The organism is Oceanobacillus sp. FSL W7-1293, from assembly GCF_037969815.1.
GTDB classification, from domain to species: Bacteria; Bacillota; Bacilli; order Bacillales; family Amphibacillaceae; genus Oceanobacillus; species Oceanobacillus oncorhynchi.
Genome location: NZ_CP150212.1, coordinates 4,373,259 through 4,395,297, shown reverse-complemented (window position 1 = coordinate 4,395,297; position 22,039 = coordinate 4,373,259). Strand labels below are relative to the sequence as shown.

General features: G+C 42.6%; 17 protein-coding genes. 16 read left to right on the top strand and 1 reads right to left on the bottom strand.

Annotated elements, in window-relative coordinates; genetic code table 11:
• Positions 1-9: 9 nt before the first annotated feature.
• From MKY65_RS21140 to MKY65_RS21130, 3 genes are read left to right on the top strand one after another with little or no spacing between them, the layout of a single operon-like run.
• The gene (locus MKY65_RS21140) at positions 10-759 is read left to right on the top strand and encodes an amino acid ABC transporter ATP-binding protein (RefSeq protein ID WP_339180434.1); all 750 of its coding nucleotides are present in this window, start codon (positions 10-12) and stop codon (positions 757-759) included.
• Positions 752-1,894 carry an amidohydrolase gene (locus MKY65_RS21135; protein ID WP_339180431.1) on the top strand — a complete coding sequence of 381 codons (1,143 nt, stop codon included), beginning with the start codon at positions 752-754 and terminating at the stop codon, positions 1,892-1,894. The genes MKY65_RS21140 and MKY65_RS21135 overlap by 8 nt, the downstream gene beginning before the upstream one ends.
• Positions 1,887-3,248: an MmgE/PrpD family protein gene (locus tag MKY65_RS21130; RefSeq protein ID WP_339180429.1), complete on the top strand. Its 1,362-nt coding sequence runs from the start codon at positions 1,887-1,889 to the stop codon at positions 3,246-3,248. The genes MKY65_RS21135 and MKY65_RS21130 overlap by 8 nt, the downstream gene beginning before the upstream one ends.
• A 60-nt stretch (positions 3,249-3,308) precedes the next feature.
• Here MKY65_RS21130 and MKY65_RS21125 read toward each other — a convergent pair whose 3' ends face one another.
• Positions 3,309-5,321 carry a PBP1A family penicillin-binding protein gene (locus tag MKY65_RS21125; protein WP_339180427.1) on the bottom strand — a complete coding sequence of 671 codons (2,013 nt, stop codon included), beginning with the start codon at positions 5,319-5,321 and terminating at the stop codon, positions 3,309-3,311.
• 302 nt (positions 5,322-5,623) lie between these two features.
• On the opposite strand from MKY65_RS21125, the gene MKY65_RS21120 reads away from it, so the two are divergent.
• From MKY65_RS21120 to tnpB, 13 genes are all read left to right on the top strand, one after another.
• Positions 5,624-6,055: a DUF1934 domain-containing protein gene (locus MKY65_RS21120; protein WP_339180425.1), complete on the top strand. Its 432-nt coding sequence runs from the start codon at positions 5,624-5,626 to the stop codon at positions 6,053-6,055.
• A gap of 182 nt (positions 6,056-6,237) precedes the next feature.
• Positions 6,238-7,908, top strand: a complete 1,671-nt coding sequence (gene argS / locus MKY65_RS21115) for an arginine--tRNA ligase (protein WP_339180422.1) — start codon at positions 6,238-6,240, stop codon at positions 7,906-7,908.
• 183 nt (positions 7,909-8,091) lie between these two features.
• Positions 8,092-8,529: a hypothetical protein gene (locus MKY65_RS21110; protein ID WP_339180419.1), complete on the top strand. Its 438-nt coding sequence runs from the start codon at positions 8,092-8,094 to the stop codon at positions 8,527-8,529.
• 2 nt (positions 8,530-8,531) lie between these two features.
• Entirely contained in the window at positions 8,532-8,885 is a 354-nt protein-coding gene (locus MKY65_RS21105; protein ID WP_339180417.1) for a hypothetical protein, read from the top strand.
• Positions 8,886-9,125: 240 nt separating this feature from the next.
• Positions 9,126-11,234, top strand: a complete 2,109-nt coding sequence (locus MKY65_RS21100) for a (Fe-S)-binding protein (RefSeq protein ID WP_339180414.1) — start codon at positions 9,126-9,128, stop codon at positions 11,232-11,234.
• Between the two features lie 88 nt (positions 11,235-11,322).
• Complete coding sequence (locus tag MKY65_RS21095; protein ID WP_339180412.1) at positions 11,323-12,516, top strand: acetyl-CoA C-acetyltransferase; 1,194 nt, start codon at positions 11,323-11,325, stop codon at positions 12,514-12,516.
• Between the two features lie 45 nt (positions 12,517-12,561).
• Positions 12,562-13,419 (top strand): 3-hydroxybutyryl-CoA dehydrogenase, encoded by an 858-nt coding sequence (locus MKY65_RS21090; RefSeq protein ID WP_339180410.1) that lies wholly within the window; start codon positions 12,562-12,564, stop codon positions 13,417-13,419.
• A 13-nt stretch (positions 13,420-13,432) separates the two neighbouring features.
• Positions 13,433-14,572 (top strand): acyl-CoA dehydrogenase, encoded by a 1,140-nt coding sequence (locus tag MKY65_RS21085; protein ID WP_339185338.1) that lies wholly within the window; start codon positions 13,433-13,435, stop codon positions 14,570-14,572.
• 2 nt (positions 14,573-14,574) lie between these two features.
• Positions 14,575-15,714 carry an acyl-CoA dehydrogenase gene (locus MKY65_RS21080; RefSeq protein ID WP_339180407.1) on the top strand — a complete coding sequence of 380 codons (1,140 nt, stop codon included), beginning with the start codon at positions 14,575-14,577 and terminating at the stop codon, positions 15,712-15,714.
• A gap of 32 nt (positions 15,715-15,746) precedes the next feature.
• Positions 15,747-16,352, top strand: a complete 606-nt coding sequence (locus MKY65_RS21075; RefSeq protein ID WP_339180404.1) for a TetR/AcrR family transcriptional regulator — start codon at positions 15,747-15,749, stop codon at positions 16,350-16,352.
• Between the two features lie 59 nt (positions 16,353-16,411).
• On the top strand, positions 16,412-19,642 hold the full coding sequence (gene icmF / locus MKY65_RS21070) for a fused isobutyryl-CoA mutase/GTPase IcmF (protein ID WP_339180403.1): 3,231 nt from the start codon (positions 16,412-16,414) through the stop codon (positions 19,640-19,642).
• 468 nt (positions 19,643-20,110) lie between these two features.
• Entirely contained in the window at positions 20,111-20,617 is a 507-nt protein-coding gene (gene rpoE / locus MKY65_RS21065) for a DNA-directed RNA polymerase subunit delta (RefSeq protein WP_339180401.1), read from the top strand.
• 238 nt (positions 20,618-20,855) lie between these two features.
• Positions 20,856-22,028, top strand: a complete 1,173-nt coding sequence (tnpB, locus tag MKY65_RS21060) for an IS200/IS605 family element RNA-guided endonuclease TnpB (protein ID WP_339180399.1) — start codon at positions 20,856-20,858, stop codon at positions 22,026-22,028.
• The last annotated feature ends 11 nt before the right edge of the window (positions 22,029-22,039 follow it).

Sequence of the window (22,039 nt, the reverse complement as noted above, 5' to 3'; positions counted from 1 at the left end):
AGTACGAATATGATTACGGTAAAAAATTTGAAAAAACAATTTGGATCTAATGTTGTGTTAGACGGAATCAACCTGGAGGTAAAAGAAGGGGAGGTTCTGGCAATTATCGGACCATCTGGTTCAGGAAAATCGACGTTGCTGCGTTGTTTGAATTTATTAGAAAAACCTGATGCAGGAGAATTGATTATTGGAGATAAAAAGATAAATGTTAAAAAAATGTCTTCCAAAGAAATTTATCAATTAAGACAGCAGACAGCGATGGTTTTTCAGCATTATAACCTATTTAAAAATAAAACAGCGTTGGAAAATGTAACAGAAGCGCTGGTTATTGCTAAAAAAATGAAGAAGCCAGAAGCTGAAAAAATTGCTATGGAAATATTAAATCAAGTTGGTTTAGGAGATAAGGTGCATCAATATCCGGTAACATTGTCCGGGGGACAGCAGCAGCGTGTAGGTATTGCTCGTGCGCTTGCAGTGAACCCGTATGCGATTCTGTTCGATGAACCAACCTCGGCGCTTGATCCGGAATGGATTTCTGAAGTGCTTCAAGTGATTAAAAAAATTGCAGAGCAGAACTCAACGATGATTATCGTGACACATGAGATGCAATTTGCAGAGGAAGTAGCAGACCGCGTTATTTTTATGGCAGATGGAAATATCATTGAGGAAAATACACCGAAAGAATTTTTCCATAATCCACAGTCTCCGAGAACAAAACAATTTTTAAGAAGGTTAGGAGCAGGTGAAGAAAATGTTTAAGGTAACAGAAGAACGGCTCAACGATTTAATCGAAAAACGCAGATACTTGCATCGGAATCCAGAGCTTGCGTTTGAAGAGATAAATACGACAGCCCACTTAAAAAAATGGCTTGAAGAGAATGAAATCACGATTCTGCCTTTTGATATAAAAACAGGCGCTATTGCAGAAGTAAAAGGGGAACATGCTGGTCCGACAATCGCTATTCGTTCGGATATTGATGCATTGCCGGTCAAAGAAGAGACAGATGTGCCTTTCCAATCGGAAACAGAGGGGAAAATGCATGCATGCGGCCATGATTTCCATATGGTTTCTATTTTAGGTGCAGCTATTCTGCTGAATGAACAAAAAAATCAATTACATGGCGCTGTCCGTTTTATTTTTCAGCCGGCTGAAGAAGTAGCTCAAGGCGCAAAATATCTGGTAGAACAAGGTGTTTTAGAAGGTGTGGATGCTATATTTGGCATGCATAATAAGCCTGATTTGCCAGTAGGCACCATTGGTGTGAAATCAGAAGGATTGATGGCCAGCGTAGATAAGTTTGAAATAACGTTTAAAGGCATCGGCGGACATGCAGGGATTCCGCATAATGCAATTGATCCGATCGTGATAGCATCCCAGTATGTAACAAATGTACAGTCGATTATTGCCAGAAGAATTGACCTTTTTCATAACGCAGTCATCAGTATTACAAGCATTAATGGCGGGAATACGTGGAATGTGATACCTGATCAGGTGAAGCTGCAGGGTACAGTCCGAACATTTCAGCCGGAAGCACGTCAGGCCATTCCGGAGTTTATGCAGAATTTAGCAGAAACCACTGCTAAAGGAAATGGCGGCGAAGTAGATTTTGAGTGGGAAAGCTATTTACCGGTAGTAAATAATGCATCTCAGTATGAACAAACGGTGCGTGAGGCGGCTGCAGAAGCCGGGTATCAAGCCGTAGATGCTGTACCAAGCTCTGGCGGAGAAGATTTTGCTTACTATCAGAATTATATTCCGGGATTCTTTGTGTGGATGGGAGTCGATGGACCAAAAGAATGGCATCATCCAGAATTTGATTTGCAGGAGGATGCGATTGAAGTAGCGGCATCATTCTTCGCCACATTGGCTGTAAAGGTCCTGAAAAATGAATAATATGACAGAAGCCCTCGTTCAGAGGGTTTTTTCTGCTCCTGGCTGGGAAGATTTAAAAGCGGATACCAAAGAAAATTTACAAAAAGGGTTATTGGATTATCTTGTTTGCTGTCATGCCGCTGTTGCGTATGATACATATTTTCACCAAGTATGGAATGCACGATTATTTCCACATACAGCCTGCGAGACCGCACTGGTTATTGGGATGCGTGAAAAAGTTCACCCTTATGACGCCTGTTTTTTGAATGGATACGCTGCGCATGCTTTAGATCTGGATGATGTCCACTCGGAAATCCGCGGGCATCCATCGGCTGTTATTCTCAGCTTATTAATGGCTTTGGTGGAACAGAAGCAAGATACTGCCCGTTTTTTTGAAGCTTATTTAATTGGAGTAGAAGTGATGACACGCATATCCAAAATATTGGGGAAATCTCATTATGAAAAAGGATTTCATACGACAGCCACAGCGGGAATGTATGGAGCCGTTGCTGCTGGAGCGTATTATATGACATTTCAAGAAAAAGAATTTAACCAAGCACTCGACCTATGTGTGTCGCAAATCAGCGGCTCCAGAAGCCATTTTGGAACACTTATCAAACCATTACACGCAGGGCTGACAGCACAAAAAGCGTGGCAGATTTTGCATTTGATTAAACAAGGTGTTGCTGGTAATAGCAATACAATAACAGCTGAGAATGGATTGTTGTCCATGTTTGGAAATGAAGACAGCAGTATAGACAGTCTGCTTGATGAATGGGGGCTGGAATGGGCTGTTGATAAGCCAGGATTTTGGTTTAAGCTGTATCCTTGCTGCTCAGCAAACGCTCATCCAATTGATGCGACAAAAGCCTTGATGAGGGGCTGGGAAGTAGATTTGAAGCAAATCGCTTCGATTCAGCTTTATTTTCCTGAGAACGGTGATGCAGCGCTTATCTATACAAATCCGAAAAATGGGGAACAGGGACGTTTTAGTGCAGAGTATTGTGCAGCATTGCTGTTAACTGGAAGAGAGCTTTCCATGGAGGCTTTTTTATGGGAAGAGACACCGGAAGAGGTCAGTGCATTAATGAATAAAATAACAAGGGTGTATGATGAGAATATTCCATTTGCCTCTGTGAGTTATCCGGCGAATCGATATAGTATGATAGAAATCAGCCTGCGTAATGGGGATACAAAGCAAGCCCGCTGCGATATCCCGCATGGTTCTCCGGGTCATCCATTGAATCGGGAAGATTTGATAGAGAAAGCAAAAAAACTACTGCACCAAGAGGCGATGCCATTTATAGAAGTATTTCAGCAAGAAGAAACAGTCACATTAGAGAAATTGCTTCCTCTGTTAAAAGCAGAAAGCTGATCTAAAAAGGCCTGCTGGACGAGGTCTCTAAAAACCTCGCCCGGCAGGCCTTTTCCACGTTTAGAACAACGAATCAAACCATTTCTCAAGAATCCCCGTGTCCTCGATGGCATCATCCCGCTGATCGACATTTCCGTTATGACAGTATCCAAGCGGCTCGGTCCCTTTTTCATAAAACATGATTCTGCTTTTTTCACAGCTGGTATCGGCACGTAATCCGCTGACTGGATCGATTGGAAGTCCGACAACTCCGGAAGGCATGGGAAAAACATTTTTTCCGTCTTCGTCAATATTCTCCATATAATTTGCCCATATCTCTTTCGAAAAGGCTGCTTCCGCTACATTGGTCATTTCCCGGTGGTCGTCATACCCGACCCAAATGCCGGTAGAGATAACGGGGCTATAGCCGATCATCCAGCTGTCAAAATCCGTTGTTCCCGATTTGCCGGCATAAATATCGGTAAGCTGATTTTGCAGACTTGCTCCGGTGACACTGGTGTAGCTATTTAATGTTTCGTCAAACATTCCGGTTAGAAGCTGGGTCAGAATAAACGCTTTTTTTTCATCGAGAACGGGCTCGCTCTCCTCGGGACTGTGCGAATAAAGTGTTTTTCCATCCGCATCTGTAATTTCTTCAATAAGATATGGCGTGACTGCTTCCCCTCCATTGGCAATACGGGCATAGGCGTTCGTCAGCTCAATGACCGATAAAGAAGAAGTGCCGAGCGCCAGGGAAGGAACATTATTCAGGTCACTTTCTATCCCGAATTTTTCAGCTGTCTCGATAAATCGTTCTCCGCCTACATAAAGCGCGGTTTTGACAGCATAGATGTTATCTGATAATGCAATTGCCTCTGCTAGCGTGATAGGGGCATCTGCATAATACCCATTAAAATTACTCGGCTGGTAAGCAGAACCGTCTGCAAGCTCAAAAGTGGTTGCTTCGCTGGTTAAGGTCGTACTGGCTGTATAGCCATTTTCTAAGGCTGCATAATACAAAATAGGCTTAAAGGTAGAACCGGGCATCCGTTTAGCATCCATCGCCCGGTTGTAGCTGCTTTCTTTATAATTGGTTCCGCCAATCATGGCAGCTATTTCGCCAGTTTGCGGGACAATGGAAATGCCGGCAGCCTGTAAGTCGCTGCCTTCCTCAATGGTTTGAGCAGCGGCCTCTTCCATTTCTTGCTGATAATCACTGTTCAATGTTGTGTGCAGCTGATAGCCGCCGAGCTTTATTTCTTCCACGTCCTTTTCCAAAATCCGTGCGGCCTCCTTTAATGCTTCATCCTTAAAATAGGACGCTTCCTCCTCAGCTGGAGCCAACTGCTGATAAGCTAATTCTTCATTTATTGCCTCTTCGTATTCAGTCTCCGTAATCATTTCATTTTCCAGCATTCGATGGAGGATAAGCTGCTGCCTGTCCGTCGCATTTTCTAAGTTATTGAGCGGTGAATAATACGTCGGTCCCTTTGGAATCCCTGCCAACATACTCGCTTCTGCCAGGGTTAACTGATGAGCAGGCTTTCCAAAAAAATAATTGCTTGCCGCTTCAATCCCGTGGGCTCCGTGACCGTAATAAATGGTATTCATATACCCTTCTAGAATTTCTTCTTTGGAATAAAACATTTCTAAACGAATGGCATAGAAGGCTTCTTGCAGCTTGCGGGACCAGGTTTTATCTGCAGATAGATAGAGATTTCTGGCATATTGCTGTGTAATCGTGCTGGCTCCTTCTTTTAACGAGCCGGAAATAAAATTATTCCACAGTGATTTCGCAATCCGGAAATAATCGAGTCCGTGATGATCAAAAAAACGATTGTCTTCAATCACCAGACTCGCCTGGACAGCGGAATCATCTATATTTTCTAAAGGTACCCATTCATAAGAGTCTCCAAATGTATCCTCAATCTCATTCCCTTCCCGGTCGTAAAACACAGCAGGAGATTGAGTGCTGAGACTTGGAGGGCCCATGAGATAGGCTAATAAGTAAATAGCTAAAAAACCAGTAATAATCAGCAGCACAACGCCGCCAATTAATTTATAGATTAGACGCAGCTTTTTTAATGATTTCATCCTTTATCGTCTCCAAAATAAATATGTCTTTGCAAAATGGTGATACTGGAGTTTATTTATTCTCTCTATTTATTATGGAAAAAGAACGGCTTTTATAAACGTGTAAAACGAAACTTGATTTAGTGGATAGTTTTTCCCCACTCATAGTAAACGAATTTTTCCGTGTAAGTTAGGGGGAATTATGGACACTCATGCCGTGATAAAGTTTTTTACACAGCAAGAGTATTGCTTATCATGGTATTTTAAAGATATAATAAGTACACTATAAATATAAATTTGTAAACAAGATTAAAGGAGTACGTATGCAACATAATTCCGAGCATGTTAATATTACGCTGAAGACAGTGATTTATGACGTAGATTCCGGTGAACAGGAGACGCAGGAACAATCCTTCACGGGAGAATGGACGAAGAAAGGCAGCATCGATGTACTTAAATACGAGGAAGTAAATGAAGAAGCCGGAACGATTCAAAATATGATTATGATTCGGCCGGAGCGTGTCTCGATTAAGAGAACAGGTGTCATCCAAATGAATCAGCAATTTCAATTAGGCCATAAAACAGAAAACATTTATCAGCATATGCATGGCAATATTCATATGGAAACTTTTACAGAATCGATTTCATTTACAGAGGATGCCATGCCGCGGGTGCTTGATATGAATTATACGATGAAGCTGAATGAACAACTCGAACGGAAGCATCAGCTCAAGCTTCGATTTTCAACAAAATAAGCAAAGATTTTCCCACCTTTAAGGAATTGGGAGCAGGTAAGCGGGAGAGAAATTGCCAAAAGTAAATCCGTGACAGAAGGAGCGGAACGTAAGTGGTATCCCTTTCTGGCATAAGAGCAGTCCACCTGTATGTCGTGTTCCTTAAACTGCCGGCGGGGATAGAAACAAGGAGGAAATAAGGAATGAATGTATTAGCACAAACAGAAGAAACATTAAAGGAGCAAATTCATACAGCTGTTCTTGCTGCAGAGCTTGCGACGGAGGATACGATTCCGGATATTATTCTGGAAACACCGAAGGATAAAGCACATGGCGATTTTGCCACCAATATTGCGATGCAGCTGGCTCGAATTGCGAAAAAAGCACCGCGTCAAATTGCAGATGAAATTACAGCCAACTTAGATAAGCAGGCAGCGTCTGTTGAAAAAATTGATATTGCCGGACCCGGATTTATCAATTTCTATATGAAGCAGGATTTCTTAGGGGAAGTCATTGAAACCGTACTGGACGCTGGAGATGCTTACGGCACTTCAAAAGACGGGAACGGAGAAAAGGTTCAGGTTGAATTTGTTTCTGTTAACCCGACTGGTGACCTTCACTTAGGCCATGCGCGAAATGCTGCATTCGGGGATGTATTATGTAATCTTTTTGCAGCTGCAGGCTATGAAGTGGAGAGAGAATATTATATTAATGATGCAGGAAACCAGATCAACAATCTTGGCTTATCTGTAGAGGCACGTTATTTACAGGAATTAGGGCAGTCCGTAGATATGCCGGAAGACGGCTACCATGGGCAGGCAATCATTGATATTGCGAAAAACCTTGTGAAAGAGAAAGGGGATGCCTGGGCGGAGAAATCACATGAAGAGCGTCTCGATTATTTTAAAGAATATGGCTTAAAGGCTTCCCTGCGTAATATTGAAAATGATTTAAAGGATTTCCGTGTTGAATTTGACAGCTGGTTCTCCGAGCGTTCTCTTTTTGAAAACGACCAGATTGATGCTGCTTTACAAGTATTGGAAGATGGCGGCTATACGTATGAAAAAGACGGTGCATTATGGTTTAAGACGACTGCTTTTGGTGATGATAAAGACCGTGTCCTTATTAAGCAGGACGGAGCATATACGTATCTAACACCAGATATTGCTTACCATAAAAATAAATTAGACCGCGGTTTTGACCAAATTATTAATGTGTGGGGCGCAGACCATCATGGATATATTCCAAGAATGGGAGCTGCTTTGCAGGCGTTAGGTTATCCAGTTGAGAAATTCTCCGTGAAAATTATCCAAATGGTTAATCTGTTTGAAGCCGGGGAAAAGGTAAAAATGAGCAAGCGTACCGGGAAAGCTGTCTCCTTAAGAGAGCTGATGGATGAGGTAGGAATCGATGCGGTCCGTTATTATTTCGTAGCGCGTTCCAATGATTCGCAGTTAGACTTTGATATGGACCTTGCCAAATCACAATCCAATGATAACCCGGTTTATTATGTTCAATATGCTCATGCACGTATTTGCACGATGCTGGAACAGGCGAAGAATAAAGGATTTGCAACAGATGGGGACTTTGATGCGTCCTTATTAACAGCAGAAAAAGAGCTTGATCTGCTTAAAAAAGTAGGAGAGCTGCCGCAGGTTATCGCTGAAGCAGCAGATAAACAAATGCCGCATAAAGTCACGCAATATGTATTTGACCTTGCTTCTACACTGCACAGCTTCTACAATGCAGAAAAAGTATTGGATGGAGATAATCCAGAGCGTACCAGCGCGCGTATTGCTTTAATGAAAGCAGTGCGTCAAACACTGGCGAACGGCTTGGGTATCTTAGGTGTGAATGCACCGGAGAAAATGTAAAATAGAATAATCACATTAAAAAATCCCTCAGAGAAATGGTTGATTTCTCTTTGCGGGTTTTTTTAATGTGATTTAAACGTAGTAAATAGCGTGTTGTTTTAAGTGTTGTTTTACGAGGTATAAATGTTATAATATGTGTATACTCAAAAAAGTATTTGAATATAATAGAAGGAGGCTGAGGAAGTGAGTGTGATTAATTTGGAGAAAAGAAGAAAACGTAAAGCTGTTGATGCTGATACGTTAGATTTTGCTCGTGACCATGTTGTTAATATTACAGATATTACCCGAACAAAAAAATTGAGTGAAATAATGGATTATCTTTCTACCCAAGATGGAAAAGATGATGTGTACATTATTCAAAATTCGAAGAAAAAAGATACTGCAGTTGTATTAGCTGAAGTAGAGCATTATAAAGAACTGCTGAATTATAAAGAACGTTTTGATCAGCTACAGGATCAACTAGTAGAATTGGAAGCAATTTCCCGTTTGGATACCAACCCAAATGAATCAATATCTTTTGAAGACATGGTGGAAAGTTTAAACGACGAAGGAATTGAAATTGATTTTGATTCTTTAAACGCAAAAATAAAATCAGATGATTTTGATTCAGAAGAGAATTAACTATGGTAAAAAAGGATAAAGTGAAACAATTTATAAATCATTTATTTCTAGAATATAATATGGAGCTTACCTTTCATCCTGTAGCTTTAAAAGATTTAAAGAAGCAACGAAATCAGCTTCCGCTTATCTTAGAATTAATTACTAGAAGGGCAAAACAAGGAGCTTTGTTGAAGCCTGACGGTTTGGCAGAGCCCTTGAACAGTCCATTACATAACTGTGCTAAAATAAAGCATAAAAGTAGCGGAATTCGTATTATTTATCAACCTATTAATGAAAGTGTCATTCAAATGAAAATTATAGCTATCGGTCCTCGCGATAAAATGGAAGCCTATAAAAGAGCTGAAGATAGGGTTTAAAAGATGAGAATAAAATTTCACAAGAATCTTACAGTAATGTTTATTTGTTTAAGGTTCTTTTTTTGGGTTTATATTTGAGTAAATAAATTTATTTTGATAAACCGCTAAAAATTATCATTATTTCCTCCAAATAGGTTGACTGAATGTTCATTCATGTTTTAAAGTAGAGATAGAATTATTTTTTACACATATATGAAAACGCTGTCAATTTATATTATAATATAAAGAGGGGGAATCATCTTGGATACATTTCTGATGATTAATTGGATAGCATTTATAGTCATAACAGGCTATGCATTATTCTTATTTGCCAAAGTCATCGCAACAAGAGTCGCCTATATCAGGCTCGGTAAAAAATCAGAGTTTGACGGCGAGATAAAGCTGCGGATCCAACGCATTATAAAAAATGTATTTGGGCAATCCAAGCTGTTAAAAGATAAAAAATCCGGCACGATTCACGTGATGATGTTTTACGGCTTCATCCTGGTTCAATTTGGAGCCATTGATATGTTTGTCAAAGGGCTGTCGCCGGGGAATCATCTACCGTTTGGCGTGCTTTACCCGGGATTTGTCTTTTTTCAAGAGCTCGTGACCTTAATGATTCTGGTGGCTGTGGTATGGGCATTTTACCGCCGTTATATGGAGAAGCTCGTCCGTTTGAAAAGAGGCCTGAAAGCAGGACTTGTCCTTATTTTCATTGGAACATTGATGATTTCTGTACTGTTCGGAAATGGAATGGCCATGATTTGGCATGGACATGAATTAACATGGACGGAGCCGGTTGCCAGTGCTGTTGCCGGGTTATTCGGCGGCATTTCAACAGGGACAGCAATGGTTTTATTCTATATTGCCTGGTGGGTACATACGATAACATTGCTTACTTTCTTAGTGTATGTGCCGCAGTCCAAACACGCACACTTGATTGCTGCACCAATCAATGTCTTTTTGACGAAAAAAGTGCCTGGAAAATTAGAAAAGATCGATTTTGATTTAGAAAATATGGATGAAGAAAATGAAGAAGAAATCGCTTTTGGTGTCGGAAAGGTAGAGGATTTTAAACAGCATCAAATGGTCGATTTCTATGCTTGCGTGGAATGCGGCCGTTGTACGGATGTCTGTCCGGCATCCGGAACAGGGAAAATGCTTTCGCCGATGGATATTATGATTAAGGTTCGTGATCATTTAACCGAAAAAGGCGCAGCGGTTACTGGGAAATCCGCGTGGGTCCCTTCCTATGCTTTTTCCGGAACTGCCGGCAATCAGGCTTCTGCAAGCAAGGAAGCAGCTGCATCGGTGCAAAGCATGAGCCTGATCGGCGATGTCATTACAGAAGAAGAATTAGCTGGATGTACAACATGCAGAAACTGTGAGGATGCTTGTCCTGTCAATAATGAACATGTCGGTACAATTATCGATATGCGCCGTTACTTGGTGATGACAGAAGGGAAAATGGATTCTGAAATCCAGCGTGCTGTTATGAATATTGAACGTCAGGGCAATCCATGGGGCTTATCGAAGAAGGACCGGATCAAATGGCGCGACGAGGACGAATCGGCTTATATTCCGACAGTGAAAGAGCTGAAGAAGGAGGATAAATCCTTTGAGTATCTATTCTGGGTCAGCTCGATGGGCTCCTTTGACAGCCGCAGCCAGAAAATTGCGCTCAGCTTTGCTAAATTAATGAACCAGGCTGGCGTCAGCTTTGCCATTTTAGGAAACACCGAAGCAAATTCTGGCGATACGGCAAGACGAATTGGGAATGAGTTTTTATTCCAGGAAATTGCCGAGAAAAATATCAAGCAATTTACCAAGAATGACGTCACAAAAATTGTCACGATTGACCCGCACGCGTACAATATATTTAAGAATGAATATCCTGACTTTGGGTTTGAAGCAGAGGTCTACCATCATACGCAGCTGCTCTATGACCTTGTCATGTCAGGGAAGCTGAAGCCGCAGAGAGCAATCAATGAAAGATTGACCTACCATGATTCCTGTTATTTAGGAAGATATAATGGCGTTTACGATCCGCCACGGGAAATTTTGAAGGCTATTCCAGGCTTAGAGCTGGTAGAAATGGACCGCAGCCGCGAGAATGGGATGTGCTGCGGTGCAGGCGGCGGCTTGATGTGGACCGAGGAAACGACTGGAAACCGGATTAATGTGGCCCGTACAGAGCAGGCATTACAGGTGCAGCCATCAATGATTTCCAGTGCCTGTCCATACTGCTTAACGATGCTGAGTGATGGGACAAAAGCGAAAGAAGTAGAAGAGGATATTGGTACCATGGATGTGGCTGAAATTCTGGCACTATCTGTTTTAGAAGAAAATGAAGAAAAAACAGCATAAAGGTATAGAGAGGATTGACGTCCTCTCTATATTTTCTACTGTCTGTTGAACGAGCGTTCGTTCGAATAAATAAGGGAGGCTATATCGTATGAGAAAATCGGTTATTGTTTCAGGGGCGCGGACCCCTTTCGGAAAATTTGGAGGGGCTTTAACGCCGTTAACCGCAGTAAATCTGGGAGCAAAAGCAATTAAAGCAGCATTGGAAAGAGCTGAAATTGCCGGTGCAGATGTAGATGAGGTAATCATGGGAACGGTTCTGCAAGGCGGACAGGGGCAAATTCCGTCCAGACAGGCTGCTGTAGAAGCGGGTATCCCTTGGGAAGTAAAAACGGAAACAATCAATAAGGTATGTGCCTCTGGATTACGCAGTGTGACGCTGGCTGATCAATTGATTCGCTTAGGGGAAGAGGATGTCATTGTAGCCGGCGGAATGGAAAGCATGAGTAATGCACCATACTTCTTACCTGATGCCAGATGGGGAAATCGCATGGGTGATAAAGCGGTGAAGGATTTAATGATTCATGATGGTCTTACCTGTACCTTTACAGGAAATCACATGGGGAGCTACGGTAATGACACAGCTGCTTCCTTTGAAGTAACACGTGAACGCCAAGATGAATGGGCAGCCCGGAGTCAGCAGCTGGCAGTAGAAGCGATCGAATCAGGGAAGTTTGCTGATGAGATTGTTCCTGTAGAAATTCCTGTCCGTAAAGGAGAACCGATTGTGGTCAGCGATGACGAAACACCAAGAAAAGGTACGACGGTGGAAAAACTGGCTGCACTTCGACCTGCATTTGATAAGGACGGCACCATTACAGCGGGAAATGCACCTGGTGTTAACGATGGGGCAAGTGCTGTCGTCGTAATGTCTGATGAAAAAGCAAAGGAATTAAATAAAACACCGCTGGCAACAATTTTAGGTCATGCAGAAGTAGCAGTGGAGGCAAAAGACTTCCCGCAAACACCGGGCTTAGTAATCAATCGTCTGCTAGAAAAAACAGGTGTATCCAAGGAAGAAATTGATCTTTATGAAATCAATGAAGCATTTGCAGTAGTTGCACTGGCAAGCGGGCAAATTGCGGATATTGATGAGGAAAAAATCAATGTCAATGGAGGGGCAGTAGCACTGGGGCATCCAATTGGCGCAAGCGGTAACCGGATTATCTTAACTTTGATACATGAATTAAAACGCCGCGGCGGAGGAAAAGGCATTGCAGCAATTTGCAGCGGCGGCGGTCAAGGAGACGCAGTTTTAATTGAAGTACCGTCAAGTGAAGCGTGAGTTTAAACGATAAGTTTAAAACCCTTTGAAAAGGAGCGTATAATCATGACTGTAAAAGAAGTAATGGTAATCGGAGCAGGGCAAATGGGTGCAGGTATCGCACTCGTTTTTGCCCGTTCCGGCTATGAGGTAAAGCTGTATGATGCGGATATCGGGGCATTGAAAAGAGGAAAGCAGTATATTGAAAAGATATTTGAGAAGGATGTTGCAAAAGGGAAAATGGAAGCGGATACAAAGGAGCAGGCATTGAATCGCCTGCAGCTTGTTGTTGATTTGGATGCGGATCCAATTACAGCAGATTTTATTATTGAAGCAGTGGTAGAGAAGCTGGAAGTGAAAAAAGACGTGTTCCGCAGGCTGGATGAACTTGCGCCGTCGCATAGTCTTTTTGCAACCAATACCTCCTCCTTGCCGATTACAGAAATTGCAGCTGTTACTGGCAGGGCAGAACAATTTATCGGCATGCATTTTATGAACCCAGTTCCTGTTATGAAGCTGGTTGAAATTATTCGGGGCTTAGAAACGAGTGATGCGACGTATCAAACAGTACAGCAATTGGCGGAAGCATTAGGCAAGCAGGATGTGGAAGTGAAAGATTTTCCAGGGTTTGCTTCCAACCGTATCTTGATGCCAATGATTAACGAAGCCGTCTATACCGTCTTTGAAGGGGTTGCCAGTATAGAAGATGTGGACCAGGTGATGAAGCTGGGGATGAATCATCCGATGGGCCCGCTGCAATTGGCAGATTTCATTGGCTTGGACACCTGCTTATCGATTATGGAAATTCTTCATGAAGGCTTTGGAGACAGTAAATATCGGCCGTGTCCGCTCCTGAGACAGTATGTGCAGGCAGGAAGACTTGGGAAGAAGGCGGGTAAAGGGTTCTACTCATATACTGACTAAAGGGGTGTGCATGTTGATTATCACACAAACAGAAGAACAAAAAATGTTAGTGAAAATGGTTCAGGACTTTGCCCGCGATGAAATTGCAAACGAAGTCGAGCGGATGGAAGAACAAGACCGGTTTCCTGAAGAAATTATCAAGAAAATGGGGGAACTAGGCTTAATGGGAATTCCTATCCCGGAGGAATACGGAGGAGCCGGCATGGATTTCAGCTCCTATATCCGGGTGATTCATGAATTGTCGAAGGTCAGTGCAACCGTCGGTGTTATTTTATCGGTACACACCTCCGTCGGTACCAATCCAATCCTTTATTTCGGAACAGAGGAGCAGAAACAAAAATATATTCCGAGACTTGCTTCTGGAGAATATTTAGGCGCGTTTGCTCTGACAGAAGCGAATTCAGGATCAGATGCAAGCGGGTTAAAAACAACTGCCAAGCTGGTAGATGATACGTATGTATTGAATGGCTCCAAAGTATTTATTACTAATGGAGAATATGCAGATACCTTTATTACGTTTGCCAGAACAGGTGAAGCGAAAGATGACATCAGTGCTTTTATTGTGGAAAAGGATAGTCCCGGTCTGTCGATTGGGAAAAATGAAAAGAAGATGGGCTTAAAGGGTTCAAGCACGGTGGAATTAACCTTTGAGCAATGCCGTATCCCGAAGGAGAACCTGCTTGGCACGGAAGGGGAAGGCTTTAAAATTGCGATGGCTAACTTAAACATCGGAAGGATTGGGATTGCGGCGCAGGGACTCGGGATAGCAGAAGCAGCCTTAGATTATTCCGTTGCTTATGCGAAGGAAAGAGAACAATTTGGCAAGCCGATTGCAGCGAATCAGGGAATTGCTTTTAAGCTGGCTGAGATGGCAACCAATGTGGAAGCGGCGAAACTATTAACCTATCAGTCAGCCAAACGGATTGAAATGAATCAATCCTGTATCAAGGAAACATCGATGGCAAAGCTGACAGCGACGAAAACGGCCATGCAAAATGCCATTGAAGCGGTCCAAATTTACGGAGGGTACGGCTATACAAAGGAATATCCGGTGGAAAGGCTGTTTCGTGATGCCAAAGTGACGGAAATCTATGAAGGAACAAATGAAATACAGCATATTGTGATATCCAAAGAGCTTTTGAAGGGGAGATAGAGATGGATTTTCAATTAACGGAAGAACAGGAAATGCTGCGGAAGATGGTCCGGGATTTTGCTGAAAATGAAGTGGAGCCGACAGCTGCAGAAAGAGATGAAGAAGAGCGGTTTGACAGAGCAATTTTTGATCAGATGGCAGCGCTGGGATTAACAGGTATCCCTTGGCCGGAAGAATATGGCGGAATCGGCTCGGATTACCTGAGCTATTGTATAGCGGTAGAGGAATTATCACGTGTCTGTGCTTCGACTGGAGTTACCCTTTCTGCCCACGTATCCCTGGCAAGCTGGCCAATCTATAAATATGGAAATGAAGCGCAGAAGCAGCATTTCCTCCAGCGTCTTGCAACGGGAGAAGCGCTGGGAGCTTATGCTTTATCCGAACCGGGCGCCGGAAGCGATGTTGTTTCGATGAAAACAACTGCTAAAAAAGATGGCGCTGATTATATACTGAATGGCAGTAAAGTATGGATTACCAATGGCGGCGTTGCTGATATTTATATCGTTTTTGCAAAAACAGATGCGGATCAAAAACATAAAGGCATCACGGCATTTATTGTTGAAAAAGGAACAGAAGGATTTACCTTTGGCAAGAAGGAAAAGAAGCTGGGCATTCGTTCTTCGCCGACGACAGAGTTAATCTTTGAAAATTGCAGGATTCCAGCTGGAAATGTGCTGGGTGAAGAAGGAGAAGGCTTTAAAATCGCCATGACGACCTTAGATGGAGGCAGAAATGGGATTGCGGCACAAGCTTTAGGAATCGCACAGGGCGCCCTGGATGCAGCGGCAGCGTATGCGAAGGAAAGAGAGCAGTTCGGAAAACCGATTGCAGCAAACCAGGGAATCTCTTTTAAACTGGCGGATATGGCTACGGAGATTGAAGCAGCCCGTCTGTTGACCTATCAGGCAGCATGGCTGGAATCAGAAGGAAAGCCATATGGAAAGGCATCCGCCATGTCCAAATTATTTGCGGGAGATGCCGCGATGCGTACTACTGTCGAAGCGGTTCAAATTTTCGGCGGCTATGGATATACAAAAGACTATCCGGTAGAACGATACATGCGTGATGCGAAGATAACGCAAATTTATGAGGGAACCAATGAAATTCAGCGGCTTGTTATCGGGCGGATGGTAACAAAATAAAGCACAATCTCTTTTAAAAGGAGGCTGAAAAAATGAGTGAAGATCAGATCCGTTCTTCTGTAAAAGACCAGGAACTTGTGATGCGGCGCCGGAAGCAGATTATTGAAGGCGCCATGCGGCTGTTTAAGGAGAAAGGCTTTCATCGTACAACGACCAGAGAAATCGCGAAAGAATCCGGGTTCAGCATTGGCACATTATATGAATATATCAGAACAAAAGAGGATGTGCTTTTTCTTGTCTGTGAATTCGTACATGATCGGGTCCGAGATCAGCTGGCAGAAACGATTTCTGTGGGGAATCCGACGATGGAAAGCCTGCGGCAGGCGATTCGGCAATATCTTTATTTTATGGACACGATTCAGCCTGAAATTTTAATGCTCTATCAGGAAACAAAATCATTAAATAAAGAAAAACGTCAATTTGTCTTGGAGCAGGAGCAGAAGGTTGTCGGAATGATGGAGGAATTGTTGAACGTTTGTTTAAAAGAAAAACGGAGTACGAAAGAAATTCATTTCCTGGCTAATCATATTGTCGTCAGCGGGCATATGTGGTGTTTCCGCCGCTGGCTCATTCAAAAGGAATTTACCCTCGATGAGTATGTCGAGCTGCAGATGAAGCAAGTGGATTGCTGGCTGTAACTATAGGGAGGATTAGGGATTTTGCTATGTTAAGAGCTGACTAAAAGAGGGGGATAAGCATGACAGAAGAACGTTATTCGCCAAAGCATCCTATTCGTTTTGTAACGGCATCGAGCCTGTTTGACGGGCATGATGCTTCCATTAATATTATGCGGCGTATTTTACAGGCGAGCGGGGCGGAGGTTATTCATCTTGGACATAACCGTTCGGTAGAAGAAGTTGTTTATGCAGCAATCCAGGAGGACGCGCAGGGGATTGCTATCTCATCGTATCAGGGCGGGCATGTGGAATATTTTAAATATATGATTGACCTGTTGAAAGAACTGGATGCGGCTCATATTCAAGTATTAGGCGGCGGAGGAGGGACGATTCTCCCCCGTGAAATCAAAGAACTTCATGATTATGGCGTAGCCTGGCTGTTTTCTCCCGAGGATGGGAGAAAGTATGGTCTGCAGGGGATGATTGACAGGATGCTGGAAAAATGTGATTTTCTTCCGCCGATTGATATTGAAAAAGATATGGAGCGGTTAAAAAAAGGAGACCGCTTAGCAATCGGTAAATTCATTACCTTGATGGAAAATGGGGAGGAAGAAACGAAAAAGCAGGCATTAAAAAAACTTTCAGAGCAGCAACAACAGAAAATCCCTGTTCTCGGAATTACAGGAACAGGCGGAGCAGGGAAAAGCTCGCTGACAGATGAACTTATCCGCCGTTTTTTAAATGAAATTCCAGAGCGGAAAGTAGCTATCTTATCTATCGATCCATCCAAGCGAAAAACAGGCGGGGCATTGCTTGGTGACCGTATCCGTATGAACGCGATTTTTTCAGAGCGGGTGTATATGCGCTCGCTGGCGACCAGAAATTCCGGAACAGAGCTTTCTGATTCCATTCAGGATGCGATAAATGTCGTGCATGCATCAGACTATGATCTGATTATTGTCGAAACGAGCGGGATTGGGCAGGGTGATGCAGCGGTAACAGATATTACGGATTTATCCATGTATGTCATGACAGCGGAGTTTGGGGCACCGACGCAATTAGAAAAAATAGATATGATCGATTATGCCGATTTTATTGTGATTAATAAATTTGAGCAAAAGGGATCGGAGGATGCGCTGAATCAAGTCCGGAAACAATACGAACGCAGTCATATGCTGTTCCATGAGGATAAAAGCCAATTTCCTGTTTTCGGCACCATAGCTAGTCAATTTAATGATGAAGGAACGAACGCTTTATTTGCGTCCCTAATCGATCGAATAAATGCCGATTATCAGTGGGAAGGTGAGGTCTCCTTTCCGCGCCATGTTATCTCCGAAAAGCAAAATCAAATCATTACGAATGAGCGCAGGCATTATTTACGGGAGATTGCTTCCTATGTCCGGAATTATGATAAACGCGCCGGGAAGCAGCAGGAAATTGCTTCTAAACTTTATCAGTTAACCGGAGCCAAGGAGGACACAGAGGAAGCTATTGCAGCTTCATTGAATCAAACCATTTCGAGCTATGAACAGCAATTAGACGGGAATTCCAGACAATTACTGGAGAATTGGGAGACTTTAAAAGAAAGCTATCTTGGGGATACCTTTACGTTTAAAGTAAGAGATAAAGAGATTACGATGGATTTAACAACAGAGTCTCTCTCGGGATTAAAGATTCCAAAAGTAGTGCTGCCGAAATACCAGGATTGGGGAGACCGTCTTTATTGGTTAATGCGGGAAAACGTTCCCGGAGCCTTTCCTTATACGGCAGGTGTATTCCCATTTAAACGAAAAGGAGAGGACCCGACGAGACAATTTGCCGGTGAGGGTACACCGGAACGGACCAACCGCCGCTTCCATTATCTGTCTAAAGGGGAGGAAGCAAAACGGCTCTCTACAGCATTTGATTCGGTGACTTTATATGGAGAAGATCCTGCAGAACGTCCGGATATTTACGGGAAGGTAGGCAACAGCGGCGTAAACATTTGTACATTAGAGGACATGAAAAAGCTCTACAGCGGTTTCGATTTAACAGACCCTTTAACGTCTGTCTCGATGACAATCAATGGTCCGGCGCCTATTATTTTAGCGATGTATTTTAATACGGCCATTGACCAGCAGGTGGATAAGTTTACCGAGGAGGAAGGACGTCCGCCGACAAGGGAGGAATTTGATCAAATTCAGGCAGAAACTGTCTCTGTCATCAGAGGAACTGTGCAGGCAGATATTTTAAAGGAGGATCAGGGACAGAATACCTGTATTTTTTCAACCGAATTTGCTCTGCGGATGATGGGGGATATTCAAGCATATTTTATAGAGAATAAGGTACGTAATTATTATTCTGTTTCCATATCCGGTTATCATATTGCAGAGGCTGGCGCAAACCCGATCACCCAGCTGGCGTTCACGTTAGCAAACGGATTTACCTATGTGGAATATTATTTAAGCCGCGGAATGGATATTAATAAATTTGCACCGAATCTCTCCTTCTTCTTCTCAAATGGTCTAGACCCGGAATATACCGTGATAGGCCGGGTAGCGAGAAGAATCTGGGCAATTACCATGAAGGAAAAATACGGTGCCAACGAACGCAGCCAAAAGCTGAAGTATCATGTGCAGACCTCAGGGCGGTCCCTGCACGCGCAGGAGATTGATTTTAATGATATCCGCACCACATTGCAAGCGTTATTAGCTATTCAGGATAATACGAATTCCCTGCATACCAATGCTTATGATGAAGCAATCACGACCCCGACAGAAGAATCTGTCCGCCGGGCGATGGCGATTCAGATGATTATTAATAAAGAGTTTGGGCTGGCGAAAAATGAGAATTCCTTACAGGGATCCTTTATTGTTGAAGAGTTAACAGATCTTGTGCAGGAAGCGGTTCTGCAGGAATTTGAACAGATGAATGACCGCGGCGGTGTTCTGGGTGCGATGGAACGCCAATACCAGCGCGGGAAAATTCAGGAGGAATCGCTTTATTATGAAGGAAAGAAGCATTCAGGAGCACTGCCGATTGTAGGGGTGAATACGTATTTAAATCCCAACCCGCCTTCAGAGGAAGATATTGATTCCATGGAGCTTGCCCGGGCAACCGAAGAGGAAAAAATGCATCAAATTAATGAACTGCGTCGTTTTCAATCAGAGCATAAAGATCATGTAGAAGAAGCTCTGAAACGATTAAAGCAGACAGCAGTAACAGACGGAAACATCTTCCAAGAACTGCTGCACACCGTCCGCCACGCAAGCCTTGGAGAAATCACCAAAGCACTCTATGAAGTCGGCGGGCAATACAGACGGAATATGTAATATACAGGAAGCTATATCCACCTTTATAATATCAGCTCATGCTCCTTTAGAAGTAAAAGAGAGATATGTTTAAATCCAGCATATATCCCAACAACTTTCACTGGATAATTGCAATCAAATGTGTTTATAATGTAAAATAGATTTATTGTGAAGAATTGGGGATGTTCATCCAAATCATTGGTTGATATAAGTGAATAATTATGTTGGCGATACTAGCTAGCGGAGGAAAAATACGGAGACTCCTGTGGGAAAGCGCGGAGGGAAGACCCCGCAGAAAAAAAGCGAACTTCTTTTTTTCGAGGAGGCTGAGCTCAAGCCCACGGAAAGCGTAGTGTTTTTCCGTAGCGGTCACTATGAGTCATGATAACATCTATTTATAAACCATAGATTTTGGTGTCGATCTCAAAATAGCATATATAATAATCATTGATAGCATAGATGGGTATGATTATTTTCTAAAAGGAGTGCATGAGCGTGAGTTTGAAAGAATTAACACAAGAGCAAATTGACGATTTATCCATGATTGAATTAGGTTCCCTCATTCTAAAAGAAAAAAATAAAGCAATCCCTTTTCAAGATTTATTTTCTCAAATAGCAGAGTTAAAAAACTTATCCGAAGAACAGAAAGAAAATTTGATTGCGCAATTCTATACAGACATGAATGTTGACGGACGTTACTTAACATTAGGTTCCGGTGTATGGGGACTAAAAAGCTGGTATTCGGTTGAACAGGGAGAAGAAGAAATTACAGAAGAACCGAAAAAGCGTAAGAAAAAGAAGAAAGCTGCAGTGGAAGACACAGAAGATATCCATGAGGATTTAGACATAACAGATGAAGACATCGATGATATGCTGGATGATTTCGATGATGACGAAGAAGATGCGGATTTGGAAGAAATTGAAGATGAAGTAGACGACGTTATCGGCAAGGACGATCTCGATGAATTGGATTACGATAATGAAGACGATCGTTAATCAGTAACGTACTAAGCTGATAAGCTGGGGCAGGTTTGATAATCATTCGACTTGCCCCAGCTTTTTATCAAAAAAAGGAGAGAAAACTCCCTCTTCAAGCGCGTAGAGGTAAGGGGGAGATGAATCTCCTATGCACAAAAGATTGCTTAGGAGTGTCTCACTTGTTCAATATAAAATCGAACAAGTGTTCCAAAATCATCCTTCTTCTGATATAATAGACAGGAGGAGGTAAGAAGCCATGAAAGTAAAAAAAGCATTTCGTTTTCGTATCTATCCGAACAAAAAACAAATCACCTTCATTCATAAGACAATCGGCTGCTCCCGCTTTGTCTACAACTATTTTACAGGAAAACAAAAAGAAAAAGACCACTATTGGCATACGGTGAATGAAATGGTACAAAATGGACAGCTTCTTCAAAATAATTGGAAAGGCGAATTTTTCAATAAAAATAAAGCGATCAAAGCGGTTCCAGAATTGAAGAAAAACTATCCCTTCCTCAAAGAAGTCGATAGTATTGCCCTTCAAAAAGCGGTGGAAAATGTGAATGATTCCTATACGCGCTATTATAAGAAGCGGAATAAGGCACCTCGTTTTAAATCAAAAAAGAATCCTGTTCAATCGTATACCACGAAACATGTCAATGGAAACATTGCGGTATTGGATAAACATATCAAACTGCCTAAGCTCGGATTGGTTCGTTTTGCCAAAAGTCGGGAAGTGGAAGGACGTATTATCAATGCAACGATCCGGCGCAATCCTTCTGGTAAGTACTTTGTTTCGATTGTAGCGGAAACGGAAGTTGCATACGATGAAAAGACAGGTTCCTCTGTAGGCATCGATGTCGGAATAACCGATTTTGCAACCCTTTCTGATGGAACGGTGTATGAAAATCCAAGGTTTTTCCGGACATTAGAAGAGAAATTGGCAAAAGCGCAAGTGATTCTGTCCAGAAGACAAACAGACTCAGCAAATTGGCAGAAACAAAAACGAAAAGTAGCTCGGCTTCACGAAAAAATTGTGAATAAAAGAAAAGACATGTTAGATAAAATCTCCACCGAGATAATCAAAAACCACGATATCATCGGAATAGAAGATTTGTCTGTAAAAAACATGTTAAAGAATCAAAATCTTGCGAAAGCGATTAGCGATGTATCCTGGTCAGCGTTCCGAACGATGCTGGAATATAAAGCGGTCTGGTATGGAAAGCAGGTTGTTACGGTTGATAAAAACTATCCATCCAGTCAGCTTTGTTCCAATTGTGGACACCCAAACCCAGACGTTAAAAATCTCGCTTTGCGTGAGTGGACATGCGGTATATGCCAATGCCATCACCAAAGAGATATTAACGCAAGCAGGAATCTTCGTAAAGAAGCATTACGATTAACCGCAGGGACTGCGGGGATAGCCTAATCCATAACTGA